The organism is Bradyrhizobium sp. Leo78, assembly GCF_059512425.1.
Genome location: NZ_JCAMOT010000039.1, coordinates 1 through 22,652, shown reverse-complemented (window position 1 = coordinate 22,652; position 22,652 = coordinate 1). Strand labels below are relative to the sequence as shown.

General features: G+C 64.2%; 21 protein-coding genes. 13 read left to right on the top strand and 8 right to left on the bottom strand.

Going from position 1 to position 22,652, the window contains the following annotated elements; translation table 11 throughout:
• Positions 1-18 precede the first annotated feature (18 nt).
• The 6 genes from AC5ZG1_RS34295 to AC5ZG1_RS34270 all read left to right on the top strand — a co-directional run bounded on the left by AC5ZG1_RS34295 (position 19) and on the right by AC5ZG1_RS34270 (position 4,548).
• Positions 19-315: a nucleotidyltransferase family protein gene (locus AC5ZG1_RS34295; protein ID WP_496135490.1), complete on the top strand. Its 297-nt coding sequence runs from the start codon at positions 19-21 to the stop codon at positions 313-315.
• A 1-nt stretch (position 316) separates the two neighbouring features.
• Positions 317-661 (top strand): HepT-like ribonuclease domain-containing protein, encoded by a 345-nt coding sequence (locus AC5ZG1_RS34290; protein WP_456642985.1) that lies wholly within the window; start codon positions 317-319, stop codon positions 659-661.
• Positions 658-1,440, top strand: a complete 783-nt coding sequence (locus AC5ZG1_RS34285; protein ID WP_496135489.1) for a DUF3298 and DUF4163 domain-containing protein — start codon at positions 658-660, stop codon at positions 1,438-1,440. The genes AC5ZG1_RS34290 and AC5ZG1_RS34285 overlap by 4 nt, the downstream gene beginning before the upstream one ends.
• Positions 1,437-2,423, top strand: coding sequence for a methylmalonyl Co-A mutase-associated GTPase MeaB (gene meaB / locus AC5ZG1_RS34280; RefSeq protein ID WP_456642987.1), 987 nt, complete (start codon positions 1,437-1,439; stop codon positions 2,421-2,423). Before AC5ZG1_RS34285 ends, meaB begins: the two co-directional genes overlap by 4 nt.
• Positions 2,420-3,082: a pyroglutamyl-peptidase I gene (locus AC5ZG1_RS34275; protein ID WP_496135488.1), complete on the top strand. Its 663-nt coding sequence runs from the start codon at positions 2,420-2,422 to the stop codon at positions 3,080-3,082. Before meaB ends, AC5ZG1_RS34275 begins: the two co-directional genes overlap by 4 nt.
• Before the next feature lie 95 nt (positions 3,083-3,177).
• Positions 3,178-4,548 (top strand): TIGR03808 family TAT-translocated repetitive protein, encoded by a 1,371-nt coding sequence (locus AC5ZG1_RS34270; RefSeq protein WP_496135487.1) that lies wholly within the window; start codon positions 3,178-3,180, stop codon positions 4,546-4,548.
• 9 nt (positions 4,549-4,557) lie between these two features.
• Here the strand turns inward: AC5ZG1_RS34270 and AC5ZG1_RS34265 are convergent, their stop codons facing one another.
• The 4 genes from AC5ZG1_RS34265 to AC5ZG1_RS34250 all read right to left on the bottom strand — a co-directional run bounded on the left by AC5ZG1_RS34265 (position 4,558) and on the right by AC5ZG1_RS34250 (position 8,477).
• On the bottom strand, positions 4,558-5,016 hold the full coding sequence (locus AC5ZG1_RS34265) for a TIGR03809 family protein (RefSeq protein WP_496135486.1): 459 nt from the start codon (positions 5,014-5,016) through the stop codon (positions 4,558-4,560).
• A gap of 447 nt (positions 5,017-5,463) precedes the next feature.
• On the bottom strand, positions 5,464-7,104 hold the full coding sequence (locus AC5ZG1_RS34260) for a S8 family serine peptidase (protein ID WP_496135525.1): 1,641 nt from the start codon (positions 7,102-7,104) through the stop codon (positions 5,464-5,466).
• A gap of 81 nt (positions 7,105-7,185) precedes the next feature.
• Positions 7,186-7,911 carry a hypothetical protein gene (locus AC5ZG1_RS34255; protein WP_130229377.1) on the bottom strand — a complete coding sequence of 242 codons (726 nt, stop codon included), beginning with the start codon at positions 7,909-7,911 and terminating at the stop codon, positions 7,186-7,188.
• Complete coding sequence (locus AC5ZG1_RS34250; protein WP_028166186.1) at positions 7,908-8,477, bottom strand: sigma-70 family RNA polymerase sigma factor; 570 nt, start codon at positions 8,475-8,477, stop codon at positions 7,908-7,910. The genes AC5ZG1_RS34255 and AC5ZG1_RS34250 overlap by 4 nt, the downstream gene beginning before the upstream one ends.
• Positions 8,478-8,902: 425 nt before the next feature.
• Between AC5ZG1_RS34250 and AC5ZG1_RS34245 the strand changes: the two genes are divergently transcribed.
• Both AC5ZG1_RS34245 and AC5ZG1_RS34240 read left to right on the top strand, forming a co-directional pair.
• Entirely contained in the window at positions 8,903-10,051 is a 1,149-nt protein-coding gene (locus tag AC5ZG1_RS34245) for a GGDEF domain-containing protein (protein WP_496135485.1), read from the top strand.
• A 75-nt stretch (positions 10,052-10,126) separates the two neighbouring features.
• Complete coding sequence (locus AC5ZG1_RS34240; RefSeq protein WP_130229379.1) at positions 10,127-11,233, top strand: DUF2336 domain-containing protein; 1,107 nt, start codon at positions 10,127-10,129, stop codon at positions 11,231-11,233.
• Positions 11,234-11,345: 112 nt separating this feature from the next.
• Here AC5ZG1_RS34240 and AC5ZG1_RS34235 read toward each other — a convergent pair whose 3' ends face one another.
• Positions 11,346-11,984 (bottom strand): NrsF family protein, encoded by a 639-nt coding sequence (locus AC5ZG1_RS34235; RefSeq protein ID WP_130229380.1) that lies wholly within the window; start codon positions 11,982-11,984, stop codon positions 11,346-11,348.
• A 2-nt stretch (positions 11,985-11,986) separates the two neighbouring features.
• Positions 11,987-12,532: a sigma-70 family RNA polymerase sigma factor gene (locus AC5ZG1_RS34230; RefSeq protein ID WP_496135483.1), complete on the bottom strand. Its 546-nt coding sequence runs from the start codon at positions 12,530-12,532 to the stop codon at positions 11,987-11,989.
• A gap of 369 nt (positions 12,533-12,901) precedes the next feature.
• Between AC5ZG1_RS34230 and AC5ZG1_RS34225 the strand changes: the two genes are divergently transcribed.
• The 4 genes from AC5ZG1_RS34225 to AC5ZG1_RS34210 all read left to right on the top strand — a co-directional run bounded on the left by AC5ZG1_RS34225 (position 12,902) and on the right by AC5ZG1_RS34210 (position 17,159).
• A complete protein-coding gene (locus tag AC5ZG1_RS34225) occupies positions 12,902-13,585 on the top strand; it encodes a hypothetical protein (protein ID WP_496135482.1) in 684 nt (227 codons plus the stop codon).
• Positions 13,586-13,702: 117 nt separating this feature from the next.
• Positions 13,703-14,482 (top strand): enoyl-CoA hydratase, encoded by a 780-nt coding sequence (locus AC5ZG1_RS34220; RefSeq protein ID WP_496135481.1) that lies wholly within the window; start codon positions 13,703-13,705, stop codon positions 14,480-14,482.
• A 163-nt stretch (positions 14,483-14,645) separates the two neighbouring features.
• The gene (locus AC5ZG1_RS34215) at positions 14,646-16,064 is read left to right on the top strand and encodes a TolC family outer membrane protein (RefSeq protein WP_456642996.1); all 1,419 of its coding nucleotides are present in this window, start codon (positions 14,646-14,648) and stop codon (positions 16,062-16,064) included.
• A gap of 123 nt (positions 16,065-16,187) precedes the next feature.
• Positions 16,188-17,159, top strand: coding sequence for an amidohydrolase family protein (locus tag AC5ZG1_RS34210; protein ID WP_496135480.1), 972 nt, complete (start codon positions 16,188-16,190; stop codon positions 17,157-17,159).
• Here AC5ZG1_RS34210 and AC5ZG1_RS34205 read toward each other — a convergent pair.
• Both AC5ZG1_RS34205 and AC5ZG1_RS34200 read right to left on the bottom strand, forming a co-directional pair.
• Entirely contained in the window at positions 17,149-20,277 is a 3,129-nt protein-coding gene (locus AC5ZG1_RS34205; RefSeq protein ID WP_456642998.1) for an efflux RND transporter permease subunit, read from the bottom strand. The genes AC5ZG1_RS34210 and AC5ZG1_RS34205 overlap by 11 nt on opposite strands.
• 32 nt (positions 20,278-20,309) lie before the next feature.
• Positions 20,310-21,554 (bottom strand): efflux RND transporter periplasmic adaptor subunit, encoded by a 1,245-nt coding sequence (locus tag AC5ZG1_RS34200; protein ID WP_496135479.1) that lies wholly within the window; start codon positions 21,552-21,554, stop codon positions 20,310-20,312.
• A gap of 351 nt (positions 21,555-21,905) precedes the next feature.
• Here AC5ZG1_RS34200 and AC5ZG1_RS34195 point away from each other — a divergent pair, with 351 nt between their 5' ends.
• Positions 21,906-22,190, top strand: coding sequence for a hypothetical protein (locus tag AC5ZG1_RS34195; RefSeq protein ID WP_496135478.1), 285 nt, complete (start codon positions 21,906-21,908; stop codon positions 22,188-22,190).
• Positions 22,191-22,652 lie beyond the last annotated feature (462 nt).

The window sequence follows — 22,652 nt, the reverse complement described above, 5'->3', positions numbered from 1 at the left end:
TGCGCAACAGGTTGTGCCATGACGCGTGACGAGGTTATTGCTGCGATACGAAAGAACGCCGATGCCATCAAGGCAACGGGCGTGTCGAAGCTCGCCATTTTTGGCTCGCACGTACGCGGCGACAATCGTCCTGACAGCGACATCGACGTGCTTGTCGAGATCGAGCCGGACGCTTCGTTTTCACTTCTCAATTTGATTGGTGTCGAGCACATCATTGAGGATGCGACCGGGCTGCAGGCGCAGGCTACCACGCGGCGGTCCCTCGACCCCCGCTTCGCGCAGCGCATTGCAGACGACATCGTCGAAGTGTTTTGACGTGCGGCCGACGTCAGCCGACCGAATCGATCATATCCTCATAGCGATCGATGACATTCGACGTATCGTCGCTGGGCATACACGCGAAAGCTTTGCCAACGATCTGGCGATACGGCTGGCTGTGGAACGATTGCTTGAAATCATCAGCGAGGCGTCCCGGTTCATTCCAATAGATCTGAAGGCGCAAGAGCCTCGCATCAATTGGAGGGCTTTAGCCGATCTTGGAAACTGGTTACGGCATGCCTATCACCGAACCGACGCGGACTTGCCTTGGAGCATGGTCGAGGACGATCTCGAACCTCTCAAGAACTTTGCAGAACAAATTGCCAAGGAAGCGAAGCCTTGAACTTGCTGAACAAATTGAGCATTGCGCTGGCATTGAGCGTTATATGCATCCAGCCGGCTCTCGCCACAGATCCCAAACCCGACGCTTTGGTCAAGAACAGGAGCATCGAAGCCACCGTCTATCTCCACGACAAGATCAAGGCCGATCCCGCGCTGGCGGCGGACTGCCTTGCCGAAGGCAGGAAGTGGGTCGACAAGAGCGCTGCGGAGGCGGCATCCACGCGGAAGCAGGATCCGCAACTGTTCGACCGTGGCGGCTGGACCTTCGAGCGCAAGTACAACATCCGCTCGGTTGTCGGTGGCCGTTACGTGAGCATTGTCCGCAACGACTACATCAATACCCGCGGCGCGCATCCGAATTCAGACGTCAACACGATCCTGTGGGATTCCACCGACAAGAAGCGCATCAGCATCCGCCCGTTCTTCACGGAGACCGCCGACGACGGACCGACCATGAAGGCGATGCTGGAGGCAGTCATCGCCTCGTTGAACGCCGAGAAGAAGAAGCGCGGCGCCGATGAGACCGCGACCGCCGAGTGGTACAAAGAACTGAAGCCGACGCTGCTCAAGATCGGCGCGGTGACGCTGGCGCCTTCGACCGAGACGGGCAAGAGCTCCGGCCTGACCTTCCACTATCCGCCCTATGCCGTCGGCGCCTACGCCGAGGGCCAATACGTCGCGTTCGTGCCGTGGGAGACGCTGAAGCCATATCTGTCGCCGGACGGTGCAAAGGTTTTTAGCGGATCGCGGCCCAAAGCGGATGAAGACGATCAGCAATGAGCGGCACCAAAGCGCTCGACATCAACGCCCTCGCTCATGAACTGCGCGCCGGCAACCGCGCGGCGCTGGCGCGTGCGATCACGCTGATCGAAAGCCGTCGCGCCGACCACCAGGCGGCGGCGCGCGATCTGGTGCAGGCGCTGCTCGCGGACACCGGCAAGGCTTTCCGTGTCGGCATCACCGGCTCGCCCGGGGTCGGCAAGTCGACCACGATCGATGCGCTCGGCATGTACCTGATCGAGCACGGGCACAAGGTCGCGGTGCTGGCGGTCGATCCGTCGTCGGCGCGCACCGGCGGCTCGATCCTCGGCGACAAGACGCGGATGGCGCGGCTCTCGGCGTCCGAGCAGGCCTATATCCGCCCCTCGCCTTCCTCCGGCACGCTCGGCGGCGTCGCGGCGAAAACGCGCGAGGCGATGTTGCTCTGCGAGGCGGCCGGCTTTGACGTGGTGCTGGTAGAAACCGTCGGCATTGGCCAGTCCGAGACGGCGGTCTCCGACATGACCGATTTCTTCCTCGCGCTGATGCTGCCCGGCGCCGGCGACGAATTGCAGGGCATCAAGAAGGGCCTGGTCGAGCTCGCCGACATGATCGCGATCAACAAGGCCGACGGCGACAATCTCAAGCGCGCCAATGTCGCGGCAGCCGACTATCGCAGCGCGCTGCATATCTTGGCACCGCGTTCGCAACACTGGCACCCGCCGGTCGAAACCTATTCGGCCTTGACCGGCGCGGGCATCGACAAGCTCTGGCAGAAGATCGTCGAGCATCGCACCGCGATGAACGCCTCCAGCGAGTTCGCGGCGCGACGGCGCGAGCAGCAGGTGAAATGGATGTGGTCAATGCTGGAGCAGCGGATCATGGCGCGCCTGCGCTCCGACCCTGCGATCCGCGCCAAGGTGAAGAAGACGGAGGCCGAGGTTGCTGACGGCCGCATCTCGCCGGCCGTGGCGGCCGAGCAGATCGCGGAACTGTTGCGATGAGCGAAAAGCTCTCCGTACTTATCACCGGCTTCGGTCCGTTTCCCGGGGCGCCGTTCAATCCGACCATGCCGCTGGTGAAGCGGCTGACGCAGCTTCGCCGTCCCGCCTTCGATGATGTCAGGCTGACGAGCCACATCTTCCACGTCGCCTACGACACCGTCGATCGCGAATTGCCGGAACTGATCGCGCGCGTCCGTCCGCGGGCGCTTCTGATGTTCGGGCTTGCCAGCCGCACCGCGCACTTACGGATCGAGACCCGCGTCCGCAATGCCGTCACCACGCTGGTCGCCGATGCCGGCCGCCGCCGTGCGCGCAAGAGCTCGATCGTTGGCGGCGCCGACGCGACAATGTTCGGACCGCATACCGCAAGACTGCTGCGCGCCGCGCTCGCGACCGGCATCGACGCGCGCGCCTCTCGCGACGCCGGCAGCTATCTCTGCAACTACCTAAGCTGGCGTGCGATCGAAGCCGTGGAGAAGACCGACAGCCTGCGGCTCGCCGCATTCGTGCATGTGCCGCTGATCCCGCGCCACGGCACATCGCTGCGCAAGGGAACCGAGCGCATCACGCTGGAAGATCTCGTCGATGCCGGCGAGGCGCTGCTGACGGAAATGGTGAAGCTGGCGCGGCGCCCAGCGCATATCTCCACCCGCGATTAACCCTACCCCCAACAATCACCCGCGCGCGCCCTCGCGTCCGCCACGCGCGACTGCCGATCTGCGCTACGATTTGCGGCGTCGTGGGGCCACGCATCATGAACGTCAATCGCCGCCATCTCATCGGAGCTTCCGCAGCGGGCGCCGCCGGCGCGCTGGCGCTGTCGGCGGACGCTGCGCGCGCGGCGCCGCTCACCTCCACGCTCGGCCGCGACGCTACCCAGTATGGCGTCCGCCCCGGCAGTCCCGACGACCAGACCAAAGTCCTGCAGCGCGCGATCGATGAGGCCGCACGCGCGCAAGCACCGCTGGCGCTGCCGCCCGGAGTCTATCGCACCGGCCTGCTCCGCCTGCAGCGCGGCTCGCAGCTCATTGGCGTGCGCGGCGCGACCAAACTCGTCTTCAACGGCGGGCTGTCGATGTTTCTTGGTGAAGGCGCCGACGGCATCGGCCTCTCCGGCCTCACGCTGGACGGCGGCAATGTGCCGCTGCCGACGCGGCGCGGCCTCGTGCATTGCGTCACGGCGCGCGATGTCCGCATCACCGGATGCGAGATCAAAGGCAGCGGCGGCAACGGCATCTGGTTCGAGCAGGTGTCGGGCGACGTCAGCGGCAACATCTTCACCGACATTGCGACCACCGCTATCGTGTCGTTCGACGCGCTGGGCCTGATGGTGTCGCGCAACACGATCTCGGGCACCAACGACAACGGCATCGAGATCCTGCGTACCGCCATCGGCGACGACGGCACGATCGTCGCGGACAACCGCATCGAGGACATCAAGGCCGGCCCCGGCGGCTCCGGCCAGTATGGCAACGCCATCAACGCCTTCCGGTCCGGCAATGTGATCGTGCGCGGCAACCGCATCAAGAACTGCGATTATTCGGCCGTGCGCGGCAATTCGGCGTCGAACATCCATATATCAGACAACAGCGTCAGCGATGTCCGCGAGGTCGCGCTCTATTCGGAATTCTCGTTCGAGGGCGCCGTCATCGCCAACAACACGGTCGACGGCGCCGCCGTCGGTGTCTCCGTGTGCAATTTCAATGAGGGCGGCCGCATCGCGGCGGTCCAGGGCAACATCATCCGCAACCTGATCCCGAAGCGGCCGATCGGGACCGCGCCGGACGATGATGCCGGCATCGGCATCTATGTCGAGGCGGATACCGCGGTCACCGGCAATGTGATCGAGAACGCGCCCTCCTTCGGCATCGTTGCCGGCTGGGGCAAATATCTGCGCGACGTCGCCATTACCGGCAACGTGATCCGCAAGGCGTTCGCCGGTATCGGCGTCTCGGTGGTGCCGGGCGCCGGGATCGCGCTGGTCCACAACAACATGATCTCGGAAACGCCGCGCGGCGCCGTGGTCGGGCTCGACCATGCGCGGGTGATCACGACCGATCTATCGGTTGCCGGCGCGCAGCAATATGCGCAGCTCGTGCTCGGCGGCAACGCGGTGCGGAGATAAAAATAACTTCTAGAGCGTGTTGCGCAGCAGCGGATAGCGAGCCTGGATGGCGGCGAGGTCGAGCAGCGGCAGCGGCGCCTCTTCCGGTGTCGGCGCGTCCTCTTCCACGGCCTGCATGAGCGCGACAATCTCGGTCGGCGGCTCCGGCGGCGCCACTGGTGCCGGCCGTTCGACCGGTCGCTGCTGCAACCGCACCGGGGTCGGCAGCGGCGTCACGTGGCCACGGCCGAGCCAGGAGATGTCGATCGGCGAATTGTCCAGCGAGGCCTCGCGCCGCAACAGCTCGCGCCAGGTCTCGACCGCCTGCTTGGCTTCCTGGACGTTCTCGAGGAAGGACACCTCGCTGTGATAGCGGCGCCAGCGCCCGGATTCGAACAGTTCGGTGAGGTGTTCCAGCCGTGCTTCCGCCAGCGCGCACCAGCGCGCCACGATCTCGCGGCCTCTGGCCGCGTCAGTTCGATTTGTCATTAAGACAGCCCGTAAGGAGAGAAACGGACGCAAGACGCAACCGAACCGAATCAAAACATGATTGGGATATTCTGTGGAAAAGGTAAAGAAAGTCTAACACCTTTTCGTAAACGACTCGGGGCACGCAGAGAAGTCCGCAGGAATACCGGATTATTGGGTTTGCGGCTCTTAGACGGTCGACGCGACGCCAGCATGACTGACGGCGCAACCAGAAAGCGTTGTCCACGCTGTCCACAAAAATGAAGACCCGTCCGGGGGGACAACCGGACGGGTCAAGCCATATGGGCGCTTGGGGTGGATGGGCGCTCGCGCCTGATATAGCTAATGGGGAGGAATGGATCGCTCCCACACTTTATTGGTCGCGACACCCTGCCCGACGTTCAAAATCCCGGTTCGATTTTTTTAACCTTCCGCGGCGACGGCCTGCGGCCAGAAGGCGGGGAAAACTCACTGCGCGGCCGGGCTTTTCACGTCATTTTCGGCCGATTTGTCCGCTGCCATGGCCGGTGCCGACTGTTCCATCGCCCGGCTCACAGAAGTGTTATCCTGTGCGGGCGCAGCCGGTGCGTGCTTGCCAGAGGCGAGCGGAACTGGCGCGACGGCGGACACCGCCGCGAATGCATCGGCTTGCCCTGCCCCAAACAGATCGTCACGTCCGGGGACGCCGAGATCGCGCGCCGTGCCGGTCAGGATCGAGCGCACCTCGTTCGGTTTCAGCGCAGGATTGCGCTCCAGCACCAGGGCCGCAATGCCGCTGACGAAGGCGGCGGAAAACGACGTGCCCGAGGTGATCTGGTATTTGCCATCCGGCGCCGGCAGGAAGATATCGGCGCCGGGCGCGGCGAGCGCGATGTAGTTGCCCCGGTTCGAGGCGGAGAACAGTTTCTCCTGCGCATCGGTGCCGCTGACCGCGATCACGTTCGGGTTCGCGGCGGGATAGAGCGGCGCCGATTTCGCCCCGGCATTACCGGCGGCTGCGACCAGCACGATGCCGCGCGCTGCACTCGCGGCGACCGCCCGCTCGATCAGCGGATCCTTGGGGCCGGCAAAGCTCATATTGATGATCTGCGCGCCGTGCAGCGCCGCATGATCCAGTCCCTTCAGGATCACATAGGACGAGCTCTGCGCCCCGTTCGCGGTCGCGCCGAACGCGCGGATCGCGAGAATGCGCACCTCCGGCGCGCTCCCCATCAGCCTGGCATGGGCGGCGATCACCCCCGCGATGCCGGTGCCGTGCGCATGCGGCCCTTCATTGCTGCCGATCGCATCGAATGTGTCGGCAACCGTATTCGCCAGTTCCGGATGGCCGGCATCGATGCCGGAATCGATCACGGCGATGGTCACGTTCATGCCGCGGACGAGTGTGTGCGCCTGCGGCAGGCGAAGCTGCGCCAGCGCGTATTGCGCCGGGTCGCCCTCGGTCGGTGCCGTCTTCTGGTCCTGCAACAGGTAGCGGAAGTTGAGCTGCACGGAGCGCACGCGGCCGTCGCCGGCCAGCGCCCGGCGCACCACGTCCACCGGGCGGCGATCGGTGATGCGGAACAGGCCGATGGTGGAGCCGAGCAGCGGGACGTTCCGTATCTCCGCCCGCGCCAGGCCATGACGCCGCGCCAGCTCCTCGATCTGCGCGTCGGTCAGCGCACCATCGATTTCGGCCACGAGTTCGTTGGGCACCGCGCGGAAATCAACCGCGGTTCGCGGCGCGTTGTTGCGCGATCCGCCCTTGGCCTTCCTGCCGGCCGCCTTGCCGCCACTGCCGCCATCCGCAGTGGAGACGACGGGACGGTCGAGGCACTCGCCGTCGCTACCGCGATAGGCAGCGTCGCAGGCGCGGTGGAGGTTGGGCGAATAGCGCGCGGAGGGCAGCGTCGACTGCACACCAATGCGGGGCATGGTGGTGACGCTGATCCGCGAGGGGGTCCGCGCAACCGCCGGCCCGCCGATATTGGTATTGACCCGCGGCCCGACATTCGTGCTGACGCTCGGCACCCGTGGGGCGACGCGGATTTCCGGCGTGCGCATGATGCTCTGCGCCGCGGCCGGACCTGTGGAACCGATGAACAGCGCCGAAATCAGCACCAACGCCATCTCGATCCGCCATTTCGAGCGTTCACGGGTCATGGCATCTCGCGCTAGCGCGTCGTGGGAAAATCTATGACCGCTTGCGCCTTACGGCGTCTCCACCGCGAGGCTGACGATCTTTTCCTTCTGCAGCCTGCCGAGCAGCGCGGCGACGTCGGTCTTGCTCATCGCGCTGTTGCCGAACTGGATCCGGAACATGCCGTCGCGGGCCCCGCCAATGATCGAGGCTTGGTAATTGTCGAGCAGCGCCGTGATGTCGGAAATGCGGGCGTCCGGCGCGAAACGAACTAGCGCGCGCGGCGGGCTCGTCACACCGAGGTTGCGGGTGATCGGAGCGGCGGACTCGAGCGCAGCCGCCCGCTGCTCCAGCGTGAGCGACGCCGTCTGGAACGAACTGCCCTGGCTCTTCATCATCAGCACCGCGCCAATCACGCCGGCCTGCAGCAGCAGCACGACCGCACCAACGCCCGCCGACCACGCCAGCGTCCGCGGCGACAGGCTTGCAAAGAACTGCGAGATTCGCCTGGAAAGGCTCACCGAAGTCGGCCGTGTGCGCACCGGCTCCTGGTCGATCTCGGCGAACAGTTTCTGCATGGCGCGCATCGACGGCGCGCCCAAACTCTCGTTGAGGCGGATGGTCTCGGCAAATTCCTCGCGGATCACGGCATATTGCCCGGCGAGTTCCGCATCGCTGGCCAGCGCCTCCTCGACACGTCGCGCATCGCGCGCGTTCAACGTGCCCGTGGCATGCCAAGGCAGCAGCAATTCGACGTCGCTGGGCTCTTCCAGCATCTTCCTTCTCGCCGCCATCATGGCCAACCTCGCTCTATGCCGGCTGCCTTGAGCAGTTCGGCCAATTTCTTCCGCGCATAGAACAGGCGCGTCTTCACGGTGTTCTCCGGAATACCAACGATCTCGGCGACTTCCTCCACGGACTTCTCGTGGTAGTAGACCAGATCGACAATCTCCCGGTGCTCCAGCGAAAGTGCCGTTAGACACTTGCGCAACGCTTCACCCGTATCCTTCTTCTGCACCGCCACTTCCGGATCGTCGGACGCATCCTCGATCGCGTTCGCGGCGTCTTCATCCAGTTCAGCGTCCTTCCTGCGCCGCAGCGCAGACAGGGCCTTGAACCGGGTGATCGCCAACAGCCAGGTTGAGACGGCAGATCGTCCTTCGAATTTGCCGGCCTGGCGCCAGACATCGAGAAACACCTCGCTGATGAGGTCTTCCGCGACCTGTTCGTCCCGCACAAGCCGGAGTCCGAAACGGTACACTCTGACGTGGTGCCGCCCGTACAGCACCTGCATGGCGAGCCGGTCGCCTTGAGCGATCCGGGCGATCAGAACCTCGTCTGAAGCCGCCTGTGTCGCGCTCAATGGCCGTCTCGCAAGATTGGTCGAGAGCGGGTGGGGGCTGGTTCGATGGAGAGAGCAGAATTCTTCACATTACCGCAATGTGCGGAACGCATGTGTGAACTATCCTACAAACCCCGAATTCCGTGTGAATTCCGCACTCCCTCGCCCCCCAGATAGGTATCATAGTAGGGAAAAGCCTCCCAAGACCATGTCGACTGCTCGCGACCTTAGCAAGAGTCGGCACTTAAGGCAGTCCTCCCGCCAATTCCCACCCGTCGAGCCCGGCACTCGTCCGCCGCGATTGCCTAGTCAAGGTTCCCCCGATTTTCACCTGCGAAAACAAGGGAGATGGCGGGACTCTACGGACCGGATTCGGGGTCGAAAGATACCAAACCTAAAGGCTTTTCCCCGTAGATTTTGCGAGTTTTCCTCTCGATGGCGAGCGCATGGGCATCGCAGCGTCCTCATTTCTGAACCCGGTTGCGGGCGGATTGAATGGCCGCGGCTCACGGCTGGCTGCCACGAAGCTGTTGCGCCGCGCCAGACGTCGGCGTCAGATCCAGGCGATGGTCGGCGTCTGCTATGTTTTCGACGCCCTCGTGCTCCTGGTCTATGCGAGCGCCGGCACGATCCCGATGGTGTTGGGCATGGCCTACGCGCTTTGCGGCTTGGGCTTGTGCGCCGTCTACGTGCTGCTTTCCGAACTCGGCTTCCACGACCGCTTCAAGGATCACTATCTGGTCGCGCCGCAGTCGGCCCTCCACATGGCGAACCAGCTCGCATTCACCTACATCGCGCCGCAAGTCGGCGTGCTGTTCCTGTGCAACCTGTTCGTGGTGTTCGGCTTCGGCGCGCTCAGGACCTCGGCGCGACAGACCGCCCTGATCTGGACCGTGACGGTGCTCGGCCTCGCCGCACTGTTCCTTCTGACCGACAAGCCGATCTCGATGCCGCACGGCAGGATCCTGGAGCGGCTCGCCACCGTGCTGGTCTTTGCGCTCACCATCGGGCGCTGCATGTTCTTGGGCATCCTGTCCAGCTCGATGCAGCAATCGCTGTACCAGAACGGGCAGAAGCTGAAAGAAGCCTACAAGCGCATCGAGGAGCTCGCCGAGCTTGACGAGCTGACCGGCGCATTCAACCGGCGCAGCATCATGCGGACGCTGGACGAGGAGATCGTCCGCTCCGAGCGCACTGGCGCACCCTGCTCTGTCGCACTGATCGATCTCGACTGGTTCAAGCGCGTCAACGACGTCTATGGCCATCCGACCGGCGACGAAGTGCTGAGAACCTTCGCGATCTCCATGTTCGCCAACATCCGCAGCATCGACCGCTTCGGCCGCTACGGCGGCGAAGAGTTCCTGCTGATACTGCCCGAGTTGAACGAAGATGGCGCCTCGCGCGCGCTGGAGCGGCTGCGGGTCATCATCGCCGAGCTCGACTGGAGCGCGTTCTCGCCGGGCATGCAGGTGACGATTTCCGCCGGCATTGCAACGCTGCGGCCCAAGGAGGGCCCGGACACATTTCTCGCGCGCGCCGACAGCGCGCTTTACGCGGCCAAGGCACGAGGACGCAATCGCATCGCCAGTGCATGACCAAACGAATTCGCTTCCACCGTCGGAGAATCCGACGCGGTGGCATCGCCAATACTCCAGGACAGAGTCACAGTCATGAATTTGAAACCCGCAATCGCCCCCGAGAACTTGCTTGACGAGTTGCAGGCAACGCTCGCGCATGGAACGGTGGCGCGCCGGGTCGAGACCCTGCGCCGCGTGACCGATCTCTTCGTCAACGGCGCGGTGGACTATTCGGACCAGCAGATCGCGCTGTTCGACGATGTGTTCCAGTGCCTGCTGCTTCACATCGAAACCTCGGCGAAGGCGTTATTGTCCAACCGGCTGGCGCCGATCGATACTGCCCCGCCGTTGACCGTCCGGACGCTTGCCTTCGACGACATGATCGAGGTCGCCGGTCCCGTGCTGACGCAATCGAGCCGGCTCGACGATAACACCCTGATCGAAACCGCGCGCAACAAGAGCCAGGCGCATCTGCTGGCGATCGCGGCGCGCAAGACGCTGAGCGGTGCCGTCACTGACGTGCTGGTGTTGCGCGGTAACGACGAGGTGATCCAGAGCACCGTCAACAATCCCGGCGCCGAATTCACCGAACGCGGCTTCACGCGGCTGATCAGCCGCGCCGAAGGCGATGACGACCTTGCGACCTGCATCGGGCTCCGCCCGAGCATGCCGCGGCATCTCTATCTGAAACTGCTGGCGAAGGCATCGGACACGGTGCGGCACCGGCTCGAAGCCGCCAACCCGCAGCAGGCCAAGGAGGTGCCGAGCGCGGTGCGCGAGGCGACGCGGCGCGCTCGCTCCGCGCCCGCGGCGGTCACGCGCGACACGGCGATCGCCCATGCGCTGGTGAAGTCGCTGTATGAGGATGGCCGCCTCGACGAATTCCAGGTGGCAGCGTTTGCCGACGCCGGCAAGTTCGATGAGACCAATGCCTCGATTGCAGCTCTTGCCAATGTGAGTCTGGCCGTTGCCGAGAACATGATGATCGAAACCCGCGCCGAAGGCGTGATGATCCTGGCCAAGGTCGCAGGCTTCTCGTGGTCGACCGTGCGCTCGATCATCAACCTGCGCGACGAATTGTCAGGCGGCGAGCCGACGGATCTCCTGGCCTGCATGGAGACCTACGAACGGCTCCGGCCATCGACCGCACAGCAGGTCTTGCGCTTCCACCGCATGCAGCAGTCCGCGCCCGCGGCATAGCATTCACACTCGTCATTGCGAGGAGCGATAGCGACGAAGCAATCCATGCCTCCGCAAGTGGAGAGATGGATTGCTTCGCTGCGCTCGCAATGACGACGTGGAGGGACCGCAATCAATATCGAAGCACCTTCGAGCCGATCAGGGCGCCGATGGCGGCGACCAGCGTGGTCCCGATCGTGTACCAGGTCGCCACGAACAGCGGTGAATCATCGGCGCAATGCGATGCGTAAAGCGTGGCCGCAAGTCCCGCTGCCAGCAGGCCCGCGATCGCGCCGGCGACTGCCGGGCGCGCCGGCGCGCCATGGCGCAGGCCGAACAAAGCGGCCGCGAGCAGCGGCAGCGACAGCAAGGGAATCGAGATCAGGCAGGCCCGCGAATTGTTGCCGACCAGTCGCGTCATCATCGGCGCGCGCTGCGGCATCATCATCTCGCCGCTGATACCGGCCACGAGCAGCCCGGCCGGAACCAGCAACCACCAGCCAAAGCCACGCAGCGAAGCCTCGGGCCGCGATAGATGCAGGCTGACGGCGATCGCAGAAGCGGCGAGCGCCAGCGTCACGGCGAACTTCAGACCGAAGAACGGGTTGTGCATCGCGGTCATGACATCGGGCCTGACGCCGAGCTCGGTGAAGAACATCAGCAAAGAAATCGGTGCGGCGGCGAGCAACGCCAGCATCAGGACAAAACCCACCGGCTGTGCACGCTGGGTGTTGTCGGCGGCGATCGTGCGAATGAGCTGATCGGTCTCCATGTTCAATTCTCCCGCAGTTTCGCCGTCAGATTGGCGAGCCCGCGATGCAACGCCACCCGCACGGCGCCCTCGCTCATCGAGAATTTTGCTGCCGTATCCTTGATCGAAGCGCTGTCGACGGCGATGGACTGCAGCACCTCGCGCTGCCGCGCCGGCAATGCGTTCAGATGCGCAGCGATTTCGCTCGCGGAGGCCTTCTCCTCCTGCGCCTCGCCGGGCAAGGTCTCGGCAAAATCGTCGATGTTGACGAACACCCGCTTGCCCCGGCGTCGTAGCGCATCGATCAGCTTGTTGCGGGCTATTGCGAACAACCAGGGCGCAAACGGGGCGTTTACGTCCCACGTGTGTCGCTTCGAATGCACCGCCAGCAGAATGTCTTGCACGATATCCTCGGATTGATCGATCGGTTGCCCCGCGCGCGCCAAACCGCGGCGCGCGGCCGCCCGCAGGACCGGCGTGATCGCCTTCAGGAGGCGATGATACGCCGTGCTGTCGCCTGAAATGGCCGACCGCATCAGGCCGGTCCATTCGTCCTCACGCTCGCGCACGTGCGCTCCCACAACGCAATTCGGTCGACCCTTCAATTTGTTACACCGGCAGCGAACTGATCACAAAATCGTGAAACAGCGCCCGGGCGACAGAATCTCAAATCCGGACCAGCGCAAGTCGAGCGGGCCGTTCGAGATCCACAGCGCTCTTAACATCGATTGCTGGAGCTCGCACCGGTCGGGGCGTGAGCGCAGAATTTTACCTGGAGGAAAATCGACGCCGTGCCCGAAAGCAGCCGTTTTGGCGCAACAGTGCCGCCCCGTTTTGGCCCGGCAAAACCCGAAGATTCCCTTTTTCTGCCCCGCTGCGGACACGCCTCGGGGTCTCATTTCGCCCCTCAGGGGCGGGCAAAATGGGGAGATTGTCAGATGATCACCAAAGCCAGCGGGCTTCTGGCGGTGCTTGTGGCCGCAGGGCTGTTTGCATGCGTCGCCGCGCCGTCCCCGGTCGAGGCGGCAGGTTCGGGCGGCACGACTGCCTCGGACTCCGATAGTGCGGCAAGTGTTAAGAAACAGACTACGCGTCACGCAAAGCGCGACACATCGGCCAAGACCGAGTCGAAATCGTCCGCTTCCAAGTCCTCCGAATCCAAGTCGTCCGAGGCCAAGAAACCGGATAGCGCCGAGACCGCCGACGCCGCAGCCGTGTCGCTTCCGGCATTGGTCGCCAATGCCAAGGCCGAACTGACCCCCAACGTTCCTGCCGATAATGCGAGTGCGATGTCGGCGAAGGCCAACACGCTGCTCGCCGCATCCGATAAGCCCGACGAGGCAAAGGCGCCCGGTGATGCCGACGTCGTCGCCTCCGACCAGCTCAACGAAGTCGATCGCGCGATGCAGGAGAGCCAGCAGCAGAATCAGCCCGCCGCGCAGCCACAGCCGCAGCAGCCCGCCCCGGCGGTCGCGATGACGACCGCCCAGGCGCCGACGGCGGCGCCGGTCGCCAGCGCCGACGACACCACCTGGGACCGGACTTCCCTGATCGGCAAGATCTTCATCGCCGCGGGCGCGTTGCTGACCATGGCGTCTGCCGCCCGCATGTTCATGGCCTGACGTCCCCTTGTGCCCGGACGCGCGGCGCAAATAGCGCCACACCGCGTCCGGGAGCCCACTTGAAGCCCACCCCGTCAGCGGGCACATTGCCGCCAGATCAGGAGAACGGGGTGGATCATGTCGACGTTTGAACACATCATTGTCGAGAGCAAGGGCGCGGTCGGCATCATCAAGCTGAACCGTCCCAAAATGCTCAACGCGCTGTCCTTCGGCGTCTTCCGCGAGATCGCAGCCGCAGTCGACGACCTCGAGGCAGACGACGCCATCGGATGCATCGTCCTCACCGGCAGCGAGAAGGCCTTTGCCGCCGGCGCCGACATCAAGGAGATGCAGCCGAAAGGCTTCATCGACATGTTCACCAGCGACTTCGCCGCTGTCGGCGGCGACCGCGTCGCCAAATGCCGCAAGCCGACGATTGCGGCGGTGGCGGGATATGCCCTTGGCGGCGGCTGTGAGCTTGCCATGATGTGCGACATCATCATCGCTGCCGATACCGCGAAGTTCGGCCAGCCCGAGATCACGCTCGGCACGATCCCCGGAATCGGCGGCACGCAGCGGCTGACGCGCGCGATCGGCAAGTCGAAGGCGATGGATCTCTGCCTCACCGGACGGATGATGGATGCCGCCGAGGCCGAACGCTCCGGCCTCGTCAGCCGCGTGGTGCCCGCCGACAGATTGATGGACGAAGCACTCACCGCCGCTGAAAAGATCGCATCGATGTCGCGCCCGGCAGCGGCGATGGCCAAGGAAGCCATCAACCGCGCCTTCGAGACCACGCTGTCGGAAGGCCTCAACGTCGAGCGCAACCTGTTCCACTCGACCTTCGCGCTCGAAGACCGTTCCGAAGGCATGGCCGCCTTCATCGAGAAGCGACAGCCTGTGAATAAGAACAGGTAAGTTAAATCACTGTCGTCACCGTCTGTGACGAACCGGCAACAGACAAGCGCTGATTTGATGTGCAGATGTCGCGCGACCGTTTGTCAGTAGCGAGACCATCCCCTAAACAGTAGATGTGACCCAGTCGACGGGGGCGGACAGTCGGGGTGGTTTGCGGGTTATTATGGTTGGACGTGCCGCTAGAGTTAGCGACGTGAGAAGGCGTTTGCTTCAGACGGGCATTTGCCTTGGCGTGATGCTTTGTGTCGATTTCGCCGCCTCGGCGGTCCATGCGGAGAGCCTCCCTGAAGCACTCGCCAAAGCCTACCAGACCAATCCGGCGCTGAATGCCGAGCGGGCGCGGCAGCGGGCGACCGACGAGAACGTGCCGCAGGCACTGACTGGCTATCGTCCGCAGATCGCAGCGACCCTCTCCGCCGGTTTGCAGGCGGTGCGCGACCTCTTGCCAAATAACGTCGTTCAGACCGCGAACCTGAAGCCGTGGCAGATCGGCCTGACGGTGACGCAGACGCTGTTCAACGGTTTCAAGACCGCCAACAGCGTGCGGGTGGCGGAATTGCAGGTGCAATCCGGCCGCGAGGCGCTGCGCAATGTCGGCCAGGGCGTGCTGCTGGACGCGGTGACCGCTTATACCAATGTGCTCGCCAACCAGTCCTTGGTCGAGGCGCAGCGCGCCAACGTCGCGTTTCTGCGCGAAACGCAAGCCATCACGCAGAAGCGCCTCAATGCCGGCGATGTCACGCCGACCGACACGGCGCAGGCCGAAGCGCGACTGAACCGCGGGCTTGCCGACCTCAACGCCGCCGAGATCAGTCTCGCGATCAGCCAAGCGACCTACGCACAGGTCATCGGCAATGCGCCCGCGCAATTGCGGCCTGCCGAAACCACCGACCGCCTGCTGCCGCGCAACCGCGAGGACGCAATCGGTCTCGCCTTCCGCGAGCACCCAGCGGTGATGGCGGCAAGCTACGACGTCGACGTCGCCTCGACCACGATCCGCGTCGCCGAGAGCAGTCTGATGCCGAACGTCACGGTGCAGGGCAGCGTGAGCCGCAGCCGCGACTCCGACCCGACGCTCGGCACATTCGGAACCGATCAGGCTTCCATCATCGGCCAGTTGAACCAGCCGATCTATGACGGCGGCATGGCGGCGTCCCAGACCCGGCAGGCCAAGGAAGTGGCGGCGCAGAGCCGGCTGGTGCTCGACCAGGTTCGTAACCAGGCGCGGACCGCTGCGATCAGCGCCTGGGTCGCCAACGAAGGCGCCAAGACGGCGGTCTCCGCTTCCGAGTCCGAAGTCCGTGCCGCGAACGTTGCGCTGCAGGGCGTGCAGCGCGAGGCGGCAGGCGGCCAGCGCACCACCGTCGACGTGCTCAATGCGCAACAGGATTTGATCTCGGCCAGAGCCCGGCTGATCGGCGCACTGCGCGACCGCGTGATCGCCTCCTACAGCCTGCTCAGCGCCATCGGCCGGCTCGACGTCAAGAACCTCAATCTCAATACGCCCGATTACCTGCCGGAGGTGCATTACCATCAGGTGCGCGACGCCTGGCACGGGCTGCGCACGCCGTCCGGACAGTGATCCGGCATAGGCATCACCGCCTTCCCGCCCGCACATTCGCCCTGTAACCTCGCTCAACCGGCGGCTGATAACGCTGGGGCGCAGCAAGCGCCGATCAAACGAGGAAACGCAGGGAGAAGACCAATGCTGACGCGACGCAGTATGATGCTTGCCTCCATCGCGGCCGGAGTAATGATGAACAACAGAGACGTGCACGCCAAGGCAGCCCAGCCTTCGACGCCGGTGAATTTCGACGTGCCGGCCGGCGCCTGCGACTGCCACACCCACATCCATGGCGATCCCCAGAAATTCCCGTTCTTCGCCGGTCGCGTCTACACGCCGGAACCGGCCTCGCCCGAGGAGATGAGCGCGCTGCACAAGGCGCTCGGGATCGAGCGCGTGGTGATCGTGACGCCGAGCGTCTACGGCACCGACAATTCCGCAACCCGCTTCGGCATGATGGCGCGCGGCGGCACCGCGCGGGGGGTGGCTGTCATCGACGACAAGACGCCCGAAAGCGATCTGGATGCGATGCAGAAGGACGGTTTTCGCGGCATCCGCCTCAACCTCGCAACCGGCGGCATCAACGATCCCAATGTCGCCCGTGCCCGCCTGACCTCCGGGGTCGATCGCGTCAAGGCGCGGGGCTGGCATGTGCAGGTGTACACGAACTTGCCGCTAATCCCGGCGGTCAAGGACCTCGTCGCTGCATCGCCCGTGCCCGTTGTCTTCGACCATTTCGGCGGCGCGCAGGCCGCGCTCGGCGTGGAACAACCGGGTTTTCCGGACCTTGTCGAACTGGTGAAGTCCGGCAAGGCCTATGTGAAGATCTCCGGCGCCTACCGCGCCTCCAAGCTTGCGCCCGACTATCAGGACGCGATCCCGCTCGCCAAGGCCCTGATCGCGGCAAATCCCGACCGCATCGTCTGGGGCACCGACTGGCCGCATCCCGATACGGTGGTCCCGCCCGGAAAGCAGGTCACGGATGTTGTTCCGCTGTACCAGATCGACGACGGACGCCTCCTCAACCAGCTCGCGGTGTGGGCGCCGGACGCGGCGACGCGCAAGAAGATCCTGGTCGACAACCCGGCGCGGCTCTACGGCTTCACCTCCTAGATTCGCGCCGCGAGAAATAGGAGATCAGGACCGGCAGCGTCACGAGGATGACGATCGGCGCCAGCATCATGCCGGTCACGACCACGACCGCAAGCGGCTTCTGCACCTGCGAGCCGATCCCTCCCGACAGCGCCGCCGGCAATAGCCCGACGCCGGCGACGACGCAGGTCATCAACACCGGGCGCAGTTGCAATTCACCGGTGCGGACCACGGCCCGCATCCGCTCGTAACCTTCATCGATGAGCTGGTTGAACTGCGACAGGATGATGATGCCGTCCATCACGGCGATGCCGAACAGCGCGATGAAGCCGATCGCGGCCGAGACGCTGAAGGGAATGCCGGAGACCAGCAGCCCGAGCACGCCGCCGAAGATCGCCATCGGGATCACGCTCATGGCGAGCAGCGTGTCGACCATCGAGCCGAAATTGAGGAACAGCAGTATCCCGATCAAACCGAGGCTGATCGGCACCACAACCGACAGCCGCTTGATCGCGTCCTGCAGATTGCCGAACTCGCCGACCCATTCGACACGCGATCCCGGCGGGAGCTTGACCTGGTCCGTGACCTTCTGCTGCGCCTCCTGGATCGCGCTGCCGAGGTCGCGCTCACGCACCGAGAATTTGATCGGCAGATAGCGTTCCTGCTGCTCGCGATAGATATAGGCGGCGCCCGAGATCAGCTTGATCGAGGCCACTTCGCTCAGCGGGATCTGCGTGATCCCGCCGTTCGGGTTGGCGACGCCGATGCGCAGGTTCTGGATCGCTTCGGCGCTCTTACGGTACTCCGGGGCAAGCCGCACGATGATCGGGAAATGGCGGTCACTGCCGGGCTCATAGAGATCGCCGGCGCTGTCGCCGCCGACTGCGACCTTGATCGTGGCATTGATGTCGCCCGGCGACAGGCCGTAGCGCGCAGCGCGGGCGCGGTCGACGTCGATCTGAATCGTCGGCTGGCCGAGCGAGGTGAACACGGCAAGGTCGGTGATCCCCTGCACCGTCGAGAGCACCGACTTGATCTGATTGGCCGTGTCGGTCAACGCCTGCAGGTCGCTGCCGTAAAGCTTGATCGAGTTCTCGCCCTTCACGCCCGAAACCGCTTCGGAGACGTTGTCCTGCAGATATTGCGAGAAGTTGAATTCGACGCCGGGAAACTTGTCCTGCAACTGCGCCAAAAGCTGCGCGGTAAGCTCATCCTTGTCGCGCGTGCCGGGCCATTCGCTTGCGGGCTTCAGCGGCGCGAAAAATTCCGCGTTGAAGAGACCGGCGGCGTCGGTTCCGTCGTCGGGACGGCCATGCTGTGACACCACCGATTCCACCTCGGGACGGGCGCGGATCATCCGGCGCATCTCGTTGACATAGGCATTGCCTTCCTGCAGCGAGATCGTCGGCGGCAGCGTGGCGCGGATCCACAGATTGCCCTCTTCCAGCTTCGGCAGGAATTCGAGCCCGAGCAATCGTACCGACAGCGCGGTCAAGACCACGAGGGCGGCCGCACCGGCCATCACCACTCGCCGGTTGGCGACCGCCCAGTTCAGGACGGGCAAATAGAGGCGATCGAGCTGCCTCATGATCCAGGTCTCGGTCTCCTGGATATGCGCGGGCAGGATGATCGCGCTCAGGGCCGGCGTGATCGTGAAGGTCGCGAGCAGACCACCGGCGAGCGCATAGGCATAGGTCCGCGCCATCGGTCCGAAGATGTTGCCCTCGACGCCGCTCAGCGTGAACAGCGGCAGGAAGGCGGCCACGATGATGGTGGCGGCAAAGAAGATCGAGCGCGATACGTCGGCGGACGCCGACAGGATCGCGTGGGTCTTGATGCCCATCATGGTTTCGGCGGAGACATGGCTCTGCTCGGCTTCAGAAAGCCGCGTGGTCTGTGACAGGCGGCGGAAGATCGCCTCCATCATGATGACGGTGGCATCCACGATCAGCCCGAAGTCGATCGCGCCGACCGACAACAGATTGGCGGATTCGCCGCGCAGCACCAGGATGATCACGGCAAAGAACAGCGCGAAGGGAATGGTTGCGCCGACGATCAGCGCGCTGCGGAGATCACCGAGGAATATCCATTGCAGCAGCACGATCAGGAGGATGCCGACCACCATGTTGTGCAGCACGGTATGGGTGGTGAGATCGATCAGGTCCTTGCGGTCGTAGATGCGCTCGATCCTGACCCCCGGCGGCAGGATCGAGGAGTGATTGATCGATTTGACCAGTTGTTCGACGCGGGCGATCGTCGGTGAGCTCTGCTCGCCGCGGCGCATCAGCACGATGCCCTGCACGATGTCATCGTCATTATCGATTCCGGCAATCCCGAGCCGCGGCTTCTCGCCGATGGTGACGGTCGCGATATCCCTCACCAGCACGGGGTTGCCGCCGGACTGCGACACCATGGTGTTGTTGAGATCGTCGACCGAACGGATCAGGCCGACGCCGCGCACCACCGCGGACTGGGTGCCGATATCGACCGTGTTGCCGCCGACATTGATGTTGGCGTTGCTCACCGCCTGCAACACCTGCGGCAAGGTCAGGCCGTTGGCGACGAGCTTGTTGAAATCGACCTGCACCTCATAAGTCTTGGTCTTGCCGCCCCAGCCGGTGACGTCGATCACGCCGGGCACGGCGCGGAAGCGGCGTTGCAGCACCCAATCCTGCAATGTCTTCAGATCGAGGACGCTGTAGTTGGGCGGGCCGACCAGCCGGTACCGAAAGATCTCGCCGATCGGGCTGAGCGGTGAGATCGTCGGCTGCACATTGCCGGGCAAAGGCGGCAGTTGCGCGAGGCGGTTCAGAACCTGCTGCAGCGCCTCGTCATAGGTGTAATCGAAGGAGAACTGCAGCTTGACGTCGGAGAGGCCATAGAGCGAGATGGTGCGGATCGTGCGCAGGTTCTTCAGCCCGGCGACCTGGGTCTCGATCGGAATTGTGATGTAGCGCTCGATCTCCTCCGCCGACAGCCCCGGGCTTTGCGTCACGACGTCGACCATCGGCGGCGTCGGATCGGGATAGGCCTCGATGTTGAGGTGCTGGAAGGCAATCAGCCCGCCGATCATGACGGCGGCGAAGATGCCGACCATCAGATAGCGGCGGCTGACTGCAAGAGCGACGAGGCGATCCATTTCAGATCGAAGCTTTCAATAATCCGGGAATGTCAGGTACCGGAGGCGGCGCGATCGATGAACAGGCTGCCCTTGGTGACGATCTGCTCGCCTGGCCGCAGATTGCCGACGATCTCGACGAGATCGCCGTTGGTGATCCCCGGCTTCACCTGGCGCAGTTCGATCGTCTTGTCCGGATGCGCGACCCAGACGCGCACCTGGTCGCCTTCATAGATCAGCGCCTGCTTGGGTACGCCGACCGCGGGATGGTCGCCCGGCGAATAGAGCGTGACATTGGCGAACATCTCCGGCTTCAGCGCGCCATCCGCGTTGTCGATGGTGGCGCGGACCAGGAGCCGGCGCGTCGCCGGATCGATCGCTGCGGCGACATAATTGATGCGCGCTGTCAGCGAGCGGCCCGGCAGCGCCATCACGCTGAATGTGAGGTCCTGCCCGACCGCGACCCTAGCGGCGTCGCTCTCGCGGACGAAGGCGAGCAGCCAGACCGTCGAGAGATCGCCGATGACGTAGACGGGATCGCTGGCGCCCGAGGAAACATATTGCCCGGGGCCCGCCTTGCGCTGCACCACCGTGCCGCCGATCGGCGCGAAGATCGTGATCTCCGGATTGATGCCGCCCTTCTGGCGCAGCGCATCGATATCTCCGTCGCCGAAGCCCAGGATGCGCAGCTTGTTGCGCGCGGCCTCCAGCGTCGTCTGCGCCGAACGCAGGTCGTTCTGCGCCTGGACCAGCGTGGCCTGGCTCTGCTGATAATCCTTCAGCGGCACGGCCTTGCCTTCGAACAAGTCCCTGGCACGGTTGTCCTGGATCTGCGCCAGATCGACCGCGGACTTCGCCTTGTTCACGCTAGTCATCGCCGAGATGTAGTCGTTCTGCGCCTGCACGGTGTCGGCGGCCTCGATCACGAACAGCGGCTGGCCCTTGACGACGCTGTCGCCGGGCCGCGCCAGCAGCTTGGTGATGCGGCCGGTATAGGGCGAGAACACCGGGGTGGAGCGATCCTCGTCGATGCCGATCTTGCCCTCGGTCACGTATTCGGCGCGGAAGGCACGCTCGGAGACCGGCTGCAGGCTGAGGCTCGCCCATTCGGCAGGGGTCGGCGTGTAGCGTTGCAGGCCTTTGCGGGATTGGCTCGAAATCTCCGAATGGCCGCCATTTGCCCCCTTGTTGTGCAGGGATGCGTAAGCCACGCCACCGGCAACCGCCAGCACGGCCACGACCAGCGCCAGGCGCTGACGGCTAAGGGTCTGCAATTGCTTGGTAATGTCTTTGACCATGGGCCGTGGCTGATGTCGGAGGTTCCGCTGCGCGCTAATAGTGCCCAATTACCGGTTCAGACAACCAAAAAAGCGACAATTGGACGCAGGTTCCGGTTTATCTTTGAACAGTGAGGCATGAACGCCGGGTGAATGCCAAGCCCCGGGCAATTCCGGGGTGGCGGCCGGCGAAACTAAAGCGGGCCGTGTGACAGGCCCTGCCGTGCCGTGCGCAGGCAGATCTGCCTGACGATCCCTCCTGTTTTGACGATGCCGACCGCCTGCCTTTTTCGGCATGGTTGAACCGGTCGCGCTTCGGCATTCCCTCAATTGTGTGCCCAAGAGCAGTGCCCGAACTGGGAAGGAGTTGCAATGGCCATCGATCCCTTGACCGCCGCCGGCGTCGTGCTGGCGACGGCCGCAACCGATGCGGTCTACGTGATGTTCACGTCCGCCGTGGTGGCACGCAAACGCGTGCCGGCGGCAACCTGGAGCAGCGTCTGGTACGTGCTCTCGTCCTATGCGGTGATCAGTTACACCGAAAACTCGGTCTACGTGTTCTTCGCGGCGATCGGCTCCTGGATCGGCGCCTACCTGACGATGACGTTCTTGCATCGACCTCCCGGCGGGCCACCGGTGGGCGCCGCGGTGGAGTGAGCGCGTAGATGATGCGTAGGATGGGTAGAGCGCAGCGAAACCCATCGCGATGGAGCAAGCGGCACGAATGATGGGTTTCGCTGCGCTCTACCCATCCTACGATGTCGTCCCTGTGAAAGCAGGGACCCATAACCACAGGGAGTGGTTGTGGCGCGAGGCAGCGGTGCGGAGCCGTAGGGTGGGCAAAGGCGCATCAGCGCCGTGCCCACCGTTACCACTTCGCTCGTGATGGTGGGCACGCTTCCGCCTTCGCTCGTTGAGCTACGGCGGACAAGTCGCTTTGCCCACCGTACGGCATTGCCGCGAGTTCTGATTCAGATTTCAAACAGCAGAGGGATGTGAGTTCGCGTTCTCGCGGCGCATTGCGCCCGAGGTTTGCGTCACTTTCCACCCTCCTCGATAGCAGAGGGCGCAGGGAAAGCCGGGTGCCGGTTGCACCCATGGGTCCCGTGCAACAAAAAG

Bases quoted from the DNA above. Each gene is read 5' to 3' on its own strand.
- AC5ZG1_RS34295 (WP_496135490.1), top strand. From the start codon at position 19: ATGACGCGTGACGAGGTTATTGCTGCGATACGAAAGAACGCCGATGCC.
- meaB (WP_456642987.1), top strand. From the start codon at position 1,437: ATGAGCGGCACCAAAGCGCTCGACATCAACGCCCTCGCTCATGAACTG.
- AC5ZG1_RS34275 (WP_496135488.1), top strand. From the start codon at position 2,420: ATGAGCGAAAAGCTCTCCGTACTTATCACCGGCTTCGGTCCGTTTCCC.
- AC5ZG1_RS34270 (WP_496135487.1), top strand. From the start codon at position 3,178: ATGAACGTCAATCGCCGCCATCTCATCGGAGCTTCCGCAGCGGGCGCC.
- AC5ZG1_RS34265 (WP_496135486.1), bottom strand. From the start codon at position 5,016: ATGACAAATCGAACTGACGCGGCCAGAGGCCGCGAGATCGTGGCGCGC.
- AC5ZG1_RS34260 (WP_496135525.1), bottom strand. From the start codon at position 7,104: ATGGCGTTGGTGCTGATTTCGGCGCTGTTCATCGGTTCCACAGGTCCG.
- AC5ZG1_RS34255 (WP_130229377.1), bottom strand. From the start codon at position 7,911: ATGATGGCGGCGAGAAGGAAGATGCTGGAAGAGCCCAGCGACGTCGAA.
- AC5ZG1_RS34245 (WP_496135485.1), top strand. From the start codon at position 8,903: ATGGGCATCGCAGCGTCCTCATTTCTGAACCCGGTTGCGGGCGGATTG.
- AC5ZG1_RS34240 (WP_130229379.1), top strand. From the start codon at position 10,127: ATGAATTTGAAACCCGCAATCGCCCCCGAGAACTTGCTTGACGAGTTG.
- AC5ZG1_RS34235 (WP_130229380.1), bottom strand. From the start codon at position 11,984: ATGGAGACCGATCAGCTCATTCGCACGATCGCCGCCGACAACACCCAG.
- AC5ZG1_RS34225 (WP_496135482.1), top strand. From the start codon at position 12,902: ATGATCACCAAAGCCAGCGGGCTTCTGGCGGTGCTTGTGGCCGCAGGG.
- AC5ZG1_RS34220 (WP_496135481.1), top strand. From the start codon at position 13,703: ATGTCGACGTTTGAACACATCATTGTCGAGAGCAAGGGCGCGGTCGGC.
- AC5ZG1_RS34215 (WP_456642996.1), top strand. From the start codon at position 14,646: ATGGTTGGACGTGCCGCTAGAGTTAGCGACGTGAGAAGGCGTTTGCTT.
- AC5ZG1_RS34210 (WP_496135480.1), top strand. From the start codon at position 16,188: ATGCTGACGCGACGCAGTATGATGCTTGCCTCCATCGCGGCCGGAGTA.
- AC5ZG1_RS34205 (WP_456642998.1), bottom strand. From the start codon at position 20,277: ATGGATCGCCTCGTCGCTCTTGCAGTCAGCCGCCGCTATCTGATGGTC.
- AC5ZG1_RS34200 (WP_496135479.1), bottom strand. From the start codon at position 21,554: ATGGTCAAAGACATTACCAAGCAATTGCAGACCCTTAGCCGTCAGCGC.
- AC5ZG1_RS34195 (WP_496135478.1), top strand. From the start codon at position 21,906: ATGGCCATCGATCCCTTGACCGCCGCCGGCGTCGTGCTGGCGACGGCC.